This is a genomic window from Thalassotalea sp. Sam97 (assembly GCF_041379765.1).
Classification (GTDB): Bacteria; Pseudomonadota; Gammaproteobacteria; order Enterobacterales; family Alteromonadaceae; genus Thalassotalea_A; species Thalassotalea_A maritima.
Genome location: NZ_CP166919.1, coordinates 22848 through 36785, shown reverse-complemented (window position 1 = coordinate 36785; position 13938 = coordinate 22848). Strand labels below are relative to the sequence as shown.

The 13938-nt window shown below is 42.2% G+C and carries 12 protein-coding genes; 4 read left to right on the top strand and 8 right to left on the bottom strand.

What is annotated here, in order from left to right; all coding sequences use genetic code 11:
- Positions 1 to 67 precede the first annotated feature (67 nt).
- On the bottom strand, positions 68 to 2521 hold the full coding sequence (locus ACAX20_RS00170; protein ID WP_371187499.1) for a glycogen/starch/alpha-glucan phosphorylase: 2454 nt from the start codon (positions 2519 to 2521) through the stop codon (positions 68 to 70).
- Between the two features lie 473 nt (positions 2522 to 2994).
- Here ACAX20_RS00170 and ACAX20_RS00165 point away from each other — a divergent pair, with 473 nt between their 5' ends.
- The 4 genes from ACAX20_RS00165 to ACAX20_RS00150 all read left to right on the top strand — a co-directional run bounded on the left by ACAX20_RS00165 (position 2995) and on the right by ACAX20_RS00150 (position 7672).
- On the top strand, positions 2995 to 3531 hold the full coding sequence (locus ACAX20_RS00165) for a PH domain-containing protein (RefSeq protein ID WP_371187497.1): 537 nt from the start codon (positions 2995 to 2997) through the stop codon (positions 3529 to 3531).
- Positions 3524 to 5077 carry a PH domain-containing protein gene (locus tag ACAX20_RS00160; protein ID WP_371187495.1) on the top strand — a complete coding sequence of 518 codons (1554 nt, stop codon included), beginning with the start codon at positions 3524 to 3526 and terminating at the stop codon, positions 5075 to 5077. The genes ACAX20_RS00165 and ACAX20_RS00160 overlap by 8 nt, the downstream gene beginning before the upstream one ends.
- Before the next feature lie 171 nt (positions 5078 to 5248).
- Positions 5249 to 5884 carry an OB-fold-containig protein gene (locus ACAX20_RS00155; RefSeq protein ID WP_371187493.1) on the top strand — a complete coding sequence of 212 codons (636 nt, stop codon included), beginning with the start codon at positions 5249 to 5251 and terminating at the stop codon, positions 5882 to 5884.
- Between the two features lie 15 nt (positions 5885 to 5899).
- Positions 5900 to 7672 carry a flotillin family protein gene (locus ACAX20_RS00150; RefSeq protein WP_371187491.1) on the top strand — a complete coding sequence of 591 codons (1773 nt, stop codon included), beginning with the start codon at positions 5900 to 5902 and terminating at the stop codon, positions 7670 to 7672.
- Positions 7673 to 7727: 55 nt separating this feature from the next.
- Here the strand turns inward: ACAX20_RS00150 and chrA are convergent, their stop codons facing one another.
- The 7 genes from chrA to ACAX20_RS00115 all read right to left on the bottom strand — a co-directional run bounded on the left by chrA (position 7728) and on the right by ACAX20_RS00115 (position 13865).
- On the bottom strand, positions 7728 to 8876 hold the full coding sequence (gene chrA / locus ACAX20_RS00145) for a chromate efflux transporter (RefSeq protein ID WP_371187489.1): 1149 nt from the start codon (positions 8874 to 8876) through the stop codon (positions 7728 to 7730).
- A 66-nt stretch (positions 8877 to 8942) separates the two neighbouring features.
- Positions 8943 to 10496: a glutamate synthase-related protein gene (locus ACAX20_RS00140; RefSeq protein WP_371187487.1), complete on the bottom strand. Its 1554-nt coding sequence runs from the start codon at positions 10494 to 10496 to the stop codon at positions 8943 to 8945.
- Between the two features lie 172 nt (positions 10497 to 10668).
- Positions 10669 to 11085: a VanZ family protein gene (locus ACAX20_RS00135; RefSeq protein WP_371187485.1), complete on the bottom strand. Its 417-nt coding sequence runs from the start codon at positions 11083 to 11085 to the stop codon at positions 10669 to 10671.
- Positions 11086 to 11328: 243 nt separating this feature from the next.
- Positions 11329 to 11703, bottom strand: coding sequence for an STAS/SEC14 domain-containing protein (locus tag ACAX20_RS00130; protein ID WP_371187483.1), 375 nt, complete (start codon positions 11701 to 11703; stop codon positions 11329 to 11331).
- A 132-nt stretch (positions 11704 to 11835) separates the two neighbouring features.
- Entirely contained in the window at positions 11836 to 12960 is a 1125-nt protein-coding gene (locus ACAX20_RS00125; protein WP_371187481.1) for a permease, read from the bottom strand.
- A gap of 123 nt (positions 12961 to 13083) precedes the next feature.
- A complete protein-coding gene (locus ACAX20_RS00120; RefSeq protein WP_371187479.1) occupies positions 13084 to 13470 on the bottom strand; it encodes a VOC family protein in 387 nt (128 codons plus the stop codon).
- A gap of 107 nt (positions 13471 to 13577) precedes the next feature.
- The gene (locus ACAX20_RS00115) at positions 13578 to 13865 is read right to left on the bottom strand and encodes an encapsulin-associated ferritin-like protein (RefSeq protein ID WP_371187477.1); all 288 of its coding nucleotides are present in this window, start codon (positions 13863 to 13865) and stop codon (positions 13578 to 13580) included.
- Positions 13866 to 13938: the final 73 nt, after the last annotated feature.

The following is a 13938-nucleotide window of genomic DNA, read 5'->3' as shown; positions in this document are numbered from 1 at the left end:
TTATCCTTTATTATTTTCATTATTGATATATCTAACTGATATCTATATCAGGTTACATTTGCTGAAGCTAGCTCATCGCTGACAATCGCCAAATATTGTCGACATAATCTCGTATCGACCGATCTGAGGTGAATTTGCCCATCTTAGCGGTGTTAAGAATAGCCATTTTTGCCCAACGACTCTTATCTTTATAAGCCAAATCAAGTTCAGCATTGGCTCGACAATAATCAGCAAAATCGGCCAGCACTCGATAAGGATCGCCACCTTCAAGCAAGCTGTACGAAATAGCGGATAATTGGCCTGCTGCTCCCGGTGTAAAATAATCGCTATGCAACCAATCTAATACCGCTTTTAATTCTTTATTGGTTTCGTAAAAATGGTATGGATTGTAATCTGCTTCTAATGCTTTAACTTGCTCAACACTATTGCCAAATATAAAGATATTATCAGCACCTACTTCTTCAGCAATTTCCACATTCGCGCCATCAAGGGTACCAATGGTAATCGCGCCATTTAGTGCTAATTTCATGTTCCCCGTACCAGAAGCCTCTTTACCAGCAGTAGATATTTGCTCTGATACATCCGCTGCGGGAATAATTTTTTCAGCAAGAGATACGCGATAATTTGGCATAAAAACGACTTTCAGCTTGCCATTAATACGTTCATCGCTATTTATCTTTTCAGCGACTTTGTTAATGGCATAAATAATTTCTTTCGCTAAGTAGTAGCCAGGGGCAGCTTTAGCACCAAAAATATAAACACGAGGATGCATATCAAAGTCACTATCAGCAAGTAACCTTCTATATAACAATAAAATATGCAATAAATTGAGGTGCTGTCGCTTGTACTCGTGTAAGCGTTTTATTTGTACATCAAAAATTGCGTTAGCATCGACTTCAATACCGGTTGTTTTTAAAATCTCTTGCGCCAGTTTTTGCTTATTATGATATTTAATCGCCATAAACTGTCGTTGGAAATCCATATCTTCGGCAAACTCTGCAATTTTTTGCAACTGATCGAGATTTTTTGCCCAATCGACACTGACTTTATCATCAAGTAACTGCGATAACGCTGGGTTACAGGCTTTCAGCCAACGCCGAGGCGTAACCCCATTAGTCACATTAGTAAGCTTTTCAGGGTATAACGCGTTGAATTCGGGAAACAAATCACTTTTCACTAAATCTGAATGAATTTGCGCCACCCCATTCACTTTAAATGATGCCACGACACACAAATGCGCCATACGCACCATTTTTTCTTCACCCTCATCAATTAACGATAATTTACGACGAACTTGTAAATCATTAGGCCACTTAGTCGCCACCTCTTCGTTCAGGAAGTATTCGTTGGTGGCATATAAAATTTCTAAATGTCGAGGTAGCACACGCTCAAACATGCTTAACGACCATGCTTCTAGCGCTTCAGGCAATAGAGTATGGTTGGTATAAGCAAAACATTGTCGGCACAACGCAAACGCTTCATGCCATGTAAAGCCTTGTTCATCGATAAGAATGCGCATGAGTTCAATAATAGCGATGGTTGGGTGAGTATCATTAAGCTGAATGACCATTTTATCGGCAAAAAATGACCAATCATCACCATGCATTTGTTGGTAACGATGAATGATATCTTTGATGGAACAGGCACAGAAAAAGTACTGTTGAATAAAGCGCAGCTCCTTACCTGCTGGCGTTTCATCATTTGGGTACAAAACTTTTGATATGGTTTCCGCCGCATTTTGTGCAGCATGTGCATCTTGGTAAGCACCAGAGTTAAACTCATCCCAGTCAAAAAAACTTGAAGCTCGCGACTCCCACAAGCGCAAGGTGTTTACCGTTTTTGAGCGATAACCAACAATAGGAATATCCCATGCAACACCTTTAATGGTTTGTCCTGGGTGCCAGACTTTTTTTTCTTTGCCGTCATTACCAATCAAGGTTTCAACACTACCAAATAAGCCTATAGTTTGCTGTGCTTCAGGCCGGCAGACCTCCCAAGCATTGCCATACTCACGCCATTCGTCTGGCGTTTCAATTTGCCTGCCTTGGTGAAACTGTTGCTTAAACAAGCCATGCTGATAATGAATACCATAGCCAAAAGCGCTGAAATCCATAGTCGCTAATGAATCAAGAAAACAAGCCGCTAAACGGCCTAAACCACCATTGCCAAGAGCTAAGTCATGCCCTTGCTCAAACAAATCTTCAAGTTGAAAACCCAACTCAGCAACCGCTTGCTCTGCAATATAAAATAGATCCAAATTATGAAGATTGTTCGACAGCATACGACCCATTAAATACTCTAGTGAGAGATAATTTATCGAGCGCGTTTTGTGTTGTTGATGGTACGAATTGGTGGCAGTTAATTTTTCATAAATCACTTCATTAACAGCTAAGCAAACGGCACGCTGTAAAGCGCTAGGATTACTGTGGTAATCCGACTGCGAACACGTAAAATTTAAGTGATGCAATATTTTGTTTTTAAACTGCTGCGAACTTAACGTCTGTGTCGTTGTGGTTCCCATAAACAGATACCCTTACTAGCATTGTGAATGAAACATCTGGCGAATTCTAGTTGTTGCGGTTAGCGCTAACACCTGACATAACAATCAGAGATAAAAGCCATGTTATGTCGATTATAGCGGTAAAAAAACCAACAAAAAGATTGTTTTACATTGCATTTTAGAACCAAAGGTTATATCTAAGCCCATGAATATCAATATAAAGCCTAGCGATATATTAAGCTTACAGGATTAAAGTGAACAATGGTTATTATGTAGTCAAAAGCTCACAGCGCGATAACTTCTGATGACATCCCCCCCGCATAGAGGTACTAAATCAGCTTAATAATTTGTACAAAAAACAACAAATGAAATGATCTCACCTGTGTTGATAATACCGGCATGAGCATTCGGTAGAGAATAATTTACACAGTGCTCGATTATTTGCTAGGTTAGGGTATCGGCACTCACTTTAATCCATACCCAAACTAACCTTCATGTCAGAGTTTTCAAACAACCAGATCAACAGCTCACAGCTAAGCTCTTTGCAACAGCTAGACTTTCAACCACTGGCCATAGCTTATCCACCTCTGCATCGCAAAGTCAGCCTCTATACGACGCTATTATTCGTGGCTGTATGCGCCATAATAATCAATCAACCTTGGCTAACCTTACCAAGCAAACTATTGCGCCTTGTAGAAATTGCGCTCTATATTAGTGCGGTTGTTGGCCTGCTAACCACTCTGTATCGTCATATAGCTGACCCGAAAAAAGGCTATGCCTTGCGAGAACAAGATTTAAGTTACCAAAGTGGCCTTGTATTTCGCTCGGTTGTAACTCAACCAATTTTGCGAATTCAACATGTCGAAATAAAACGGGGTCCACTTGAGCGTCAAGCGGGGCTTGCTAACTTACAAGTTTTTAGTGCCGGTGGTGCGGCTTACACCTTTGAAATACCGGGCTTATCTATTCAAACTGCAGAAAATATTCGCCAGTACATTCTCTCGCACAAGGACTTAGGCTTGCATGGATAATAGTAAAAGCCAACAATGGCAACGCATATCGCCAGTGGCTATCATTTATTTTGTGCAAGCGTTGGTGCGGTCTGTATTAGGTAACGTCGTCTACATTCTCCCTGCCTTACTGATTCTCTATAGTAAAGTTGAAGAAAATCCAGGACTTTGGTGGCCGGTTATCTACAGTGGCGTTACGTTAATATTGTTGTCGGCGATATTAAGCTTTTATTTTTTCCAATATCGCTTAACCGAACAACAAATAGAAATCCGTTCTGGTGTTTTCGCCCGCAAGTACATCGACCTTCCGTTTGCCAAAATTCAAAACGTCGAACTAGCAGAGCCATTTTATTATCGCCCCTTTAATTATTGCTGCATGCAATTTGATACCGCAGGTTCGGCTCGTCAAGAGGCGAAAATTGTCGCTGTGCACAAGCCCTTTGCCATACAATTAAAACAACAAATTCTCGCCAGCCAAAAGAACAAATCAATCTCATTAGAGCAAACTGAAAGCCTAACGAGCGACACTGAATCGACGACGTCATCAACGCATAATGAGGCAGATGAAGTCATACTCGATCGACGTAACTTAGACGACTTGGTGATTCATGGCTTAACCAATAATCGAATATGGCTGATCCTCGCTGGTCTAATGCCGTTTATTGATGGCTTGCTAGACAAAGTTGGAGCCTGGAGCGCCTATTGGGGCATAACCTTTGATCAGTACTTTGAGTTTACCGACAAGTCTTTTTGGCAAATTGCCAGTACCTTTTTAACGCTATTTATCACCATTATGTTATTCATTAGCATACTTAGCATACTGGGCGCTATCATCATGTTTCATGATTTTAAGCTAAGTCGTTATGAGGACAAATACATCCGCCGAAGTGGCTTTTTTACCCGAACTGAAGTCACTATGCGTTTGTCGCGATTGCAAAAAATAGTCTGTCAGCAAAGTTGGCTCGATGTACTGTTAAGACGCAGCAACTTAAAGTTTGAACAATCGAATGCCAATCACCAAACGCCAGAGTCGCACGCACAAAACAACCGTATTATTGTCCCATCGGTTACTCACAAAGAGCGTGACCACTTAATCCAAGATGCATTTAACGAGGTTAATATTACTGAGATTGCCTTTAACAACGTCAGTCGGCGATTGTTTTTACGTAACATGATGCTGATTGTGATACCGGTAACGACTTTTATAACCTATATGTTAATCACCCATAGCAACCCGAATGCTTTCAGTATCTCAGCGGCTTGTGGTCTAGTTATCACCGCATTATTTTATCTTCGATACCGCCGCTGGGGCTGGGCTACTGATGACAAATATATTTATATTCGCAACGGCTGGCTTGGCGTTAACTATTACATTTTTCAGCGCTTTAAAGTACAACAAGTACATTTCATGCAAAGCTGGTTTTTACAGCGTCGACAACTGTGCAGTGTGCAAATGGTTCTTGCGTCAGGCGCCATTTCAGTCCCATATATTAATCAGCACCAAGGGTATCAATGGCTAGATGAAACCCTATTTGACGTAGAGTCGACACGAAAAAACTGGATGTGACAATCACCAAAACTAGCCTGTAATGGCATTAACAGCGGCATTGTTTGCGTACTAATTAGAGAAATCAAAATTAACTTTGCAACATCTTTGCAACATGGTTACATTAAACTTATTGCTAACGCATTGATCATTAAAGATTATTGCGTATGTCGTTGATCATGGAGAGATGCTTTGCTCGATTTTATTCTGTCTGACCTCAATTTTGTCTACAACGTCGCGTTAGCCATTGTTGTTGGTCTGTCTTTGCTTGAAGGCCTAGCGCTGCTTATTGGCGCCAGTATTATGAGTCTGCTTGACGATATGGTCGACCTCAATCTTGACGTTGATGCCGACGTAACCACTGGCGGCTTAACTTCTGTGCTTGGTTGGTTATGTCTGCACAAACTGCCTTTACTGGTATGGCTGGTGATAATGCTAACCAGTTTTGCATTATGCGGGCTAACTTATAATTACATTATTGCCAGTAGCCTTAACATCGACGTTTTATATTGGTTATCAAAACCATTCGCGTTGTTAGGTGCTGGTTTTTGCTGTCATTACTTTGGTGAAGCGATTGCGAAGATCGTACCTAAGAATGAATCCTCTGCCGTATCGGTAGACGGCTTTGTTGGCAAAGTCGCGACCATCACCATTGGTAAAGCCAGTAAAGGCAATGCCGCACAAGCCGTGTTACAAGATGAATTTAATCAAAAGCATTATGTGATGGTTGAGCCAGAGCAAACCCAACACACCTTTCCTCAAGGCACCACTGTCGTATTACTACATAAGCAAGCAAACATATGGCTAGCTAGTGAATTAAAACAATAATAATAAGGAATTTATATGAACGCTTTAACCGGCGGTGACAACGTCACCATGATATTAATTATTGCGGGCAGTGTGTTACTGGCTCTACTAACCATAGGTTTAATTATCGCCAAATTGTATGTGCGAGCAACTAAAGAAATCGCCTTTGTACGTACCGGTATGGGCGGTGAAAAAGTGGTAAAAGACGGTGGTGCAATTGTGTTACCTGTTGTCCACGAAACAATTCCAGTAAACATGAATACTTTGCGCATTGAAGTGGAAAAAACGCAAAAAGATGCGCTAATCACCAAAGATCGCATGCGAGTCGATGTTAAAGCCGATTTCTATTTGCGCGTTGCCCCAAATGCCGAGGGCATTTCGATGGCGGCACAAACACTTGGTACTCGTACCATGCGTGTTGAAGAACTTAAAAAGCTAATGGAATCTAAGTTTGTTGATGTACTACGTGCTGTCGCTGCCGAGATGACCATGACAGAAATGCATGAACAACGCTCTGAGTTTGTGCAAAAAGTTCAACAAAATGTTATGGCTGATCTGGAAAAGAATGGCTTGGAGCTCGAGTCTGTTTCGCTAACCGGCTTTGACCAAACTGACCTGCAGTTTTTCAATGAAAACAATGCCTTTGATGCCGAAGGTAGAGCTAGACTAGCTAAGATAATTGAAGAAAAACGTAAGGAAACTAACGATATAGAGCAAGAGAATCGCATCAAAATAGAAGAGCGTAACCTAGCAGCTGAAAAGCAATCATTGGAAATAGAAAAAGAACAGCAGGAAGCACAACTTATTCAGCAACAAGCGATAGAGTTTAAACGTGCCGAACAACAAGCTGAAATCGTTAAGCAAAAAGAAATCAAGCAACGTGAAGAGCGCGAAGCAGAAATTGCCAAACTACGCGCCATTGAGCTTGCCGAAATCGAAAAAGCTAAACAAATTGATACGCAAGAAATAGACAAACGCAAAGCCATCGAACAAGCGCGCATTCAGCAAGAAAAAGACATTGAAATGGCAAAACAAGAAAAGCAAATAGCCGTTGCTCAAAAATCTGAAGAAGAATCAGCGGCGCGAGCTAAAGCAGCGGAAGCAGAAAAGCTAAAAGTTGAAAAAGAAGAAGCGGTAGCAACCGCTAAACAAGTGGCTATAGCCAATCGTCAAAAAGAAATCGAAGTCATCGATGCCAAAAAAGAAGCGGAACGCGATGCTGTAAGTATTACCGTGCAGGCAGCGGCCGATAAACAAGCCGCGCAAGATAAAGCCGAAGCCATACTAACCGAGGCAAAAGCGGATGCCGATGCGAAAAAACTTAAAGCAGAAGCCGATGAAAAAGTTTATGCGGTCGAGGCGGAAGGTAAACGTGCACTTTACGAAGCAGAAAACACCTTACGTGATGAGCAAGTTGAATTACAAAAATCTCTGGCAATACTGAAGGCCTTACCAGAGATTGTTGCACAAGCTGTTAAGCCTTTAGAAAACATCGACGGCATAAAAATATTACAAGGTTACGGTGCCGGCCAAAGCGTTACTAGCAGTGGCGACGGTGAACAGCCCAATGCCAATCAAGGTGGCCTTGCTGAACAAATTACCAGTGCCGCATTGAGCTATCGAGCCAATGCACCATTGGTTGATACTATGATAAGGGAGTTAGGTATTGTTGATAAAGATAGCGGTAGCTTACAAGATCTCATTACGGGTAAACACAACCTAACAGACGAGATGATTTCAGTAACGAATTACCGCCCCGAGGGCAATGGCAATACAAGTAACCGCTCCGTAAATGGCAGTAACAGTTAACCTCTATAAAATAGCAACAAGCCATTGAATTTCAATGGCTTGTTATACCTATTAGCTAAAGCAAGATGCCCGCCAAAGCAAATACCACAACCAAAATACCAATAGGTAACTTAAGCACCCGCAATAACAAGAGCCCTGTAGCCACCAACGCCATATGAAGGTTGCTCACAACCGCAAGAGTAAATACCGGAGAATACAAGGCGCTCAATAACAAACCAACAACCGCCGCATTGATTGCAACAACGGCTCCTGCAACTCGAGGCTTAGCGCTGATAGATTGCCACGCGCCTTGTAGCGCCAGCACCAGTAAAAAGCCAGGTAAAAAAATCGCAAGTGTCGCCACTAACGATCCCATAAACGGTGCCTGTGCAAAAGAGTGAGCACCTAAGAACGACGCTAAGGTAAACATAGGACCAGGCACGGCTTGCGCTGCGGCATAGCCCATTAAAAAGGTATCGTTATTGATATTTTGTCCGGCGGTTTCTTGTAACAGCGGCAATACAACGTGACCGCCGCCAAACACTAACGCACCCGATTGATAAAAATAAGCAAACACTTGCGCTATACCTTGTTGCTCGACTAACCAAGGCGTCGCTAAGAATAAGATAAAAAATACCAATAACAGTGTGTAGTTAGGCTTATTTGACGTCAATGTATGGTGTTTTTCTGCTTCATCCTTACAAAATATCGCGCCGATAATAGCCGCCAGTAACAGCACGCCAATTTGTACGCCTATGCCGGGGGTAACCAATAAAATCACTAAGCTCAATGCTGCTATCGATTTCGCCAATCGAGTCTTGCAAAAGCTTTGATACATACTGACACAAGCATCGGCAACAACGACCACCGCTAACAGCTTCAAACCGTGAATAATCCCATCAGCGGTTGAACCTGCTAACCAAGTTTGGCTTTGTGCCAATGCATACATCAACAAAAAAGATGGTAGAGTAAACCCTAGAAATGCGGCGATAGCGCCGGCTAAGCCCGCCCGTTGTAGGCCTATCGCGAATCCAACTTGGCTCGAACCTGGACCAGGTAAAAACTGGCTAAGGGCCACAAGCTTGCCGTACTCTTTATTGTCGAGCCATTGCAATTTGTCTACAAAGGCTTTTTGAAAATAGCCAATATGCGCGGCTGGACCACCGAAACTTATCCAACCTAACAAAAAAAAGCGGTAAAAAACTTCAAGCGTATTATTCATCATGTGTTCTATCAAAAGTTATCTATGCAATCCTCTTTTAGAATCGATAACATAATGATAATAGCTTTGTTAATCAAGGCTGTATCCGCTATAACGAACACCAGCCAAATGTGCCATGTATCGATGCCAAGTAGCTAAATCATCTTTGTTAAATTTGCTAAGCGCATCATGACCACAGGCTCTGGCCATCACGCTCATTAACTCGGTTGATGCATTAAAAAAATTAGCCAATTGCTTGGCAGACTTATCAATATCGAGGCGTTGTCGTAAATCTGCTTTTTGCGTGGCAATGCCAGCAGGGCAGTTGTTGGTATTGCATATTCGTGCAGCTACACACCCTATCGACTGAATAGCACTATTAGCCACTGCGATACCATCCGCGCCAAGAGCTAATGCTTTTACAAAATCAATCGGTAACCGTAAACCACCAGTAATTATCAGCGTTACTCGCCCTGATGCTCCTTGCTGATCTAAATAACGTCGAGCCCTAGCTAGTGCAGGTATTGTTGGTACGCAAATATGATCGCGGAACATTGTCGGTGCCGCCCCCGTGCCGCCACCACGGCCATCCAAAATAATATAGTCAGCGCTGGCATCAAGGGCAAACTGAATATCGCGCTCTATATGATTGGCGCTGAGTTTAAAGCCAATAGGTATACCACCACTAATTTCTCTTACCCGATCAGCAAAACGTTTGAAGTCTTTAACTGTGGTTAAATCTGTAAATGTTGCTGGCGATATTGCATCGACACCTTGCTCAATGCCTCGAACTGCGGCAATTTTTGCGGTGTTTTTACTGGCTGGTAAATGCCCGCCGGTACCCGTTTTTGCCGCTTGCCCACCTTTAAAATGAAAGCTTTGAACCTTAGTTAATATATCTTCACAATAACCAAACTGAGCACTGGCTAGTTCATAAAAGTAACGACTGTTTTCGGCTTGCTCCTCAGGAAGCATACCGCCTTCCCCAGAACAGATCCCTGTACCAGATAACTCAGCACCACGAGCTAAGGCAACTTTAGCCTCTTGCGATAATGAGCCAAAACTCATATCGGAAACAAATAAAGGGATATCCAGCTGCAACGGTTTTTTCGCTTCAGGACCAATAGTCAGTTTAGTGGTTACCGAGGCCTCATCAAGCAGAGGCTTGCGGGCCATTTGTGCCACCATTAATTGAATATCATCCCAATGTGGCAACTGATTGCGTGGCACTCCCATAGCGGCCATTGGTCCGTGATGACCCACCTCACTTAAACCACTACGTGCAAGTTGATGAATAAATTCGACCGTTGGCTCTTCTTTGCTGTTTTGCGCCTTAGGCATATCATTTTCAGTTTTGTCTGCGGCATCTGCTATGCTCTGCCCCTCATGACCTATATCGTCGGCTTTAAATTGGCCATGACTACCATCACAAAATGGCTGAGAAGCGCTGTATTTACATTGGCACAAATACGCCTCTTCATTGTTGTTAGCGACAAAGGGTTTTGGTTTAAATGAGCTACCGACATGAGCACCATCACAAAATGGCTGAGAGGCAGAGCGCCCGCAGGTACAAAAAAAGTACTTTTTATCTTTCTCTAAGTTAACTTTAACTGGTTTATTATCGGCAATAATTGGGTTGCTCATATTCTCTACCTAAGTGAATAATCATTTGCGTTTTGGTAGGAGGACCAAAACAAAGTGAATATTTAAGGTCTAGCAGGAATAGCTCAAATGACAAAATAAACTGACAAATGGTAACCGCAGGGAAGCGACGCAACAAGCTTAGAGAGTAATCGAAAGTAAACTCAAAAAAGGCTTACTCGGTCACGCTATTTAGTTGCTTTCGGTGCTTGCGATACAGCCATGCATGGAGCAATGTCGCAAGTAATGAGGCGAGAATAATACCAGCCGCATCAGCATAGAAGTCATAAATATCCATGCGTCTCGACGGTATAAAATATTGACTAAGCTCCTCAATGGCAACAAACAGCAACACGACAAGCGTTGCCCAATAGCAGGGGATTCGCCAAATATAAACAACACGAAAATTGCTTGCCCATATCGCTAGTATCGTTAAAGTAGAAAACAAACCAAAATGGCCAACTTTATCGCCGTAAGGTATATCGACTAACAACCAAGAGAACATCGCTTGCTGACCGGTATTAGCTATGTAAAGAACCCAAGCGACAAACACAACAAAGCCAATAAAAGCTAATTTTGCTATTAATTTCATTATGTTAAAACTGGTCGTGAATTGCCTCTAGTTAAAATTACCATAACATTAAATAGGATGTTTAATCTACAGCGAGCTGCGGTTTCCAATTAAAAGGATGCATTGAATAAATAGTGACAAGTCGGTAAAACTAGCTTGCTAAGACTCCCTTTAATCCACCTAATAGTACCTCTTCTAACACTACTTCGGCTAACTAGCTAACCACCAACCAATTGTAACCATGCTATCGCGAGCAAGTTTAGCTTACGATAGCAACCAATCTAGCGCTTGTTGTTTATCCGTAAACGACTGTACTTCACCATCAATAAACCAACTTGATACTTTGGCCGCCCATTGCTGCCACGATTGAGAGCCTATTAAAGCAATTTTATCGAACTTCGAACCATGACGAATGCCAAGTTTTAAGTCATCCCAAGCAGCGCGTAATTCCCAACCGTCAAATTCTGTTGCATCAAACAACACCTTAATTTTAGGCTCAGTTACTTGCTCAAAAGCGGAATCCAAAATAGGTACAATACGTTGATAGTCGTCATAAGTTAACGTACCAATCGCTTTTATCGCGACAAAGACATCATCATTGATACGTTGCAAGCCAATTGATAAGCCGTGAGTGATCATAAACGCTCCTATTGGATAACCTATTTATCAATACATTATAGGCTCAACACCCCGAATTTTAACCTACACAAAAAGTTTCCATAACTCGCCAGCTAATATGACGAAAATAACGAGCTACGTTATATAGGACGACTAAACACTGGCATTATTTATCAACCAAGCAACGATAAGTACTTGTGGTACAGTGATGATAGGTAAACAAAGAGCAACCTTCCAGCTGCGAGTAGTGTCTTTGAGCACCATGATTTCGGTATAATCCGTGGCCACTCCAGCCATTAAAAAGGCAAATCCATTGCCAGGTGCGTTACCACGATTAAGAATATCTGCAGCAATCGGAGTTGACCCTTCAGAGCAAACTTCAAGAACCGTTGCCACCAGTACTGTGATAAGCAAACCCAGCAATGTTGGACCAAAAAATTGCTCAAATTGTGCTTGATCAAAGATAACCCGTAATATTGCCGCTAGTAAAACACCAAACAACAACCAGCGAACCACCATTTTCGAGTCTTTAACACCACTCACTAAAACATCCTTGAAGAAGCTCATATCAAATTGGTGACTAGCCAACTGTAGTTTAGCCTCTTTAAAAAAGTGAAAATCTTGGGGTGTTTGCTGTTGATTATGGTTGGCTGGCAACCAGCGATGCGCCACTAACAGTTCAAACAACCAACCAGTAACGATGGCTATCAACATAGACATGACGATGAACGCAAGGGTCCACTGCCAACCGATTAAACCAATTAATACCAAGGTTAAAGAAAAGGAATTCCATGGGCTAGCAAGCAAAAAAGCAATGACTTGGCCAATGCTGGCGCCGCGGTCATATAACTTGCTTGCCACCATCAAAATACCATGACTACACAAATCCAGTAACACGCCTGCAGCGGTGGCACGTAATAGTCCCGTAAGCGTACCACCTCGCCCTAATATCGACATAATAAATTGACGCGGTACTTTACCTAATACACCTATGAATACGATACCTATAACCACACCCCACCACATGGCGTGCACCATATGTTTAACCGTATCTACCATAGTTACTAGCCAAGGTGCCTCAACGAGGCTATGTATGGGAAGAAGGCTTGTAATGTAAAGCGCAAAAACCGATAAAAAAGAACCCCAAAATAACCAATCTATCGCGTGTTTACTATCAGGATCGCTTGCATCATCGCAATGATGGCACGATGCAGATGATGACGGTTTTATTTTGTCATTGTTATCATCATCGCCTTCGTTGTGGCTATGTTTATTCATTGTTGGCGTTACATGTCGTTTATCTACTAAATCTTTATTAACTCATAGCAGAGGCTGGCATGTTAGCAACCTTATCAAACAACCAAGAGCAATTTATATGTCATATCAAACACTGATCAGTTTTTATTGCTCATATAACTCGAGTGGTAAGCCATCAGGATCTTGAAAAAACGTGAAGCGTTTGCCGGTATATTCGTCGATACGGATCGGTTCGACCTCGACACCATTATCTTGTAAGTATGTCGCATAGCGATCTACACTCGCTACTCGAAAGGCTAAATGCCTCAAGCCTTGCGCTTCTGGTCGGCTAACTCGGGCAGGAGCATCAGGAAATGAAAACAACTCAATTTGCTCACCGCTTGGTAACGCTAGATCAAGTTTATAGGATTTTCGTGTTGCTCGGTAATGTTCGGCAACGACAGTAAAACCAAGCACCTCGGTATAGAAGGCTTTAGAAACGTTATAGTCAGAGCAAATGATTGCAACATGATGAATACCTGCTAATTGCATTGCTTCCTCCATGATTTACCTCACAAAAAGGCGCTATTTTAGCAAACTAAACACTCGACACCTAGAACAGGGACCTATCTGAATGTCGAGTATGGTGAAGGGTGATGTTATTTATGAGCTATCTTTTTGTCGGTAAACAAGTAATCCTTAAGCTCTTTATCAAAGGTACTGTCTTGGCGTCTTATCCATTCAAGGACCATAGCGGCATGTTCTTTTTCTTCATCTCGATTATGAGCCAATATCGCTTTGAGCTCGTCATCTTTGCAAGCATCAATACGTTGGTTATACCAGTCGACGGCCTCCAACTCTTCCATTAACGATGTTATAGCTCGGTGCATATCTCTTGTTTCGTCAGATAGCTCATTTATGGGTTCGTGATAACCTTCATTTGCCATAGTGTCTCCTCAAAAATGAATTTTCGTGGAACAAAGTATAGGCACTATCTTAAACATACCTATAAGGATTACG

What these genes read in the sequence shown, in the direction of transcription:
- ACAX20_RS00170 (WP_371187499.1), bottom strand. Translation starts at nt 2,521, where the DNA reads ATGGGAACCACAACGACACAGACGTTAAGTTCGCAGCAGTTTAAAAAC.
- ACAX20_RS00165 (WP_371187497.1), top strand. Translation starts at nt 2,995, where the DNA reads ATGTCAGAGTTTTCAAACAACCAGATCAACAGCTCACAGCTAAGCTCT.
- ACAX20_RS00160 (WP_371187495.1), top strand. Translation starts at nt 3,524, where the DNA reads ATGGATAATAGTAAAAGCCAACAATGGCAACGCATATCGCCAGTGGCT.
- ACAX20_RS00150 (WP_371187491.1), top strand. Translation starts at nt 5,900, where the DNA reads ATGAACGCTTTAACCGGCGGTGACAACGTCACCATGATATTAATTATT.
- chrA (WP_371187489.1), bottom strand. Translation starts at nt 8,876, where the DNA reads ATGATGAATAATACGCTTGAAGTTTTTTACCGCTTTTTTTTGTTAGGT.
- ACAX20_RS00140 (WP_371187487.1), bottom strand. Translation starts at nt 10,496, where the DNA reads ATGAGCAACCCAATTATTGCCGATAATAAACCAGTTAAAGTTAACTTA.
- ACAX20_RS00135 (WP_371187485.1), bottom strand. Translation starts at nt 11,085, where the DNA reads ATGAAATTAATAGCAAAATTAGCTTTTATTGGCTTTGTTGTGTTTGTC.
- ACAX20_RS00130 (WP_371187483.1), bottom strand. Translation starts at nt 11,703, where the DNA reads ATGATCACTCACGGCTTATCAATTGGCTTGCAACGTATCAATGATGAT.
- ACAX20_RS00125 (WP_371187481.1), bottom strand. Translation starts at nt 12,960, where the DNA reads ATGAATAAACATAGCCACAACGAAGGCGATGATGATAACAATGACAAA.
- ACAX20_RS00120 (WP_371187479.1), bottom strand. Translation starts at nt 13,470, where the DNA reads ATGCAATTAGCAGGTATTCATCATGTTGCAATCATTTGCTCTGACTAT.
- ACAX20_RS00115 (WP_371187477.1), bottom strand. Translation starts at nt 13,865, where the DNA reads ATGGCAAATGAAGGTTATCACGAACCCATAAATGAGCTATCTGACGAA.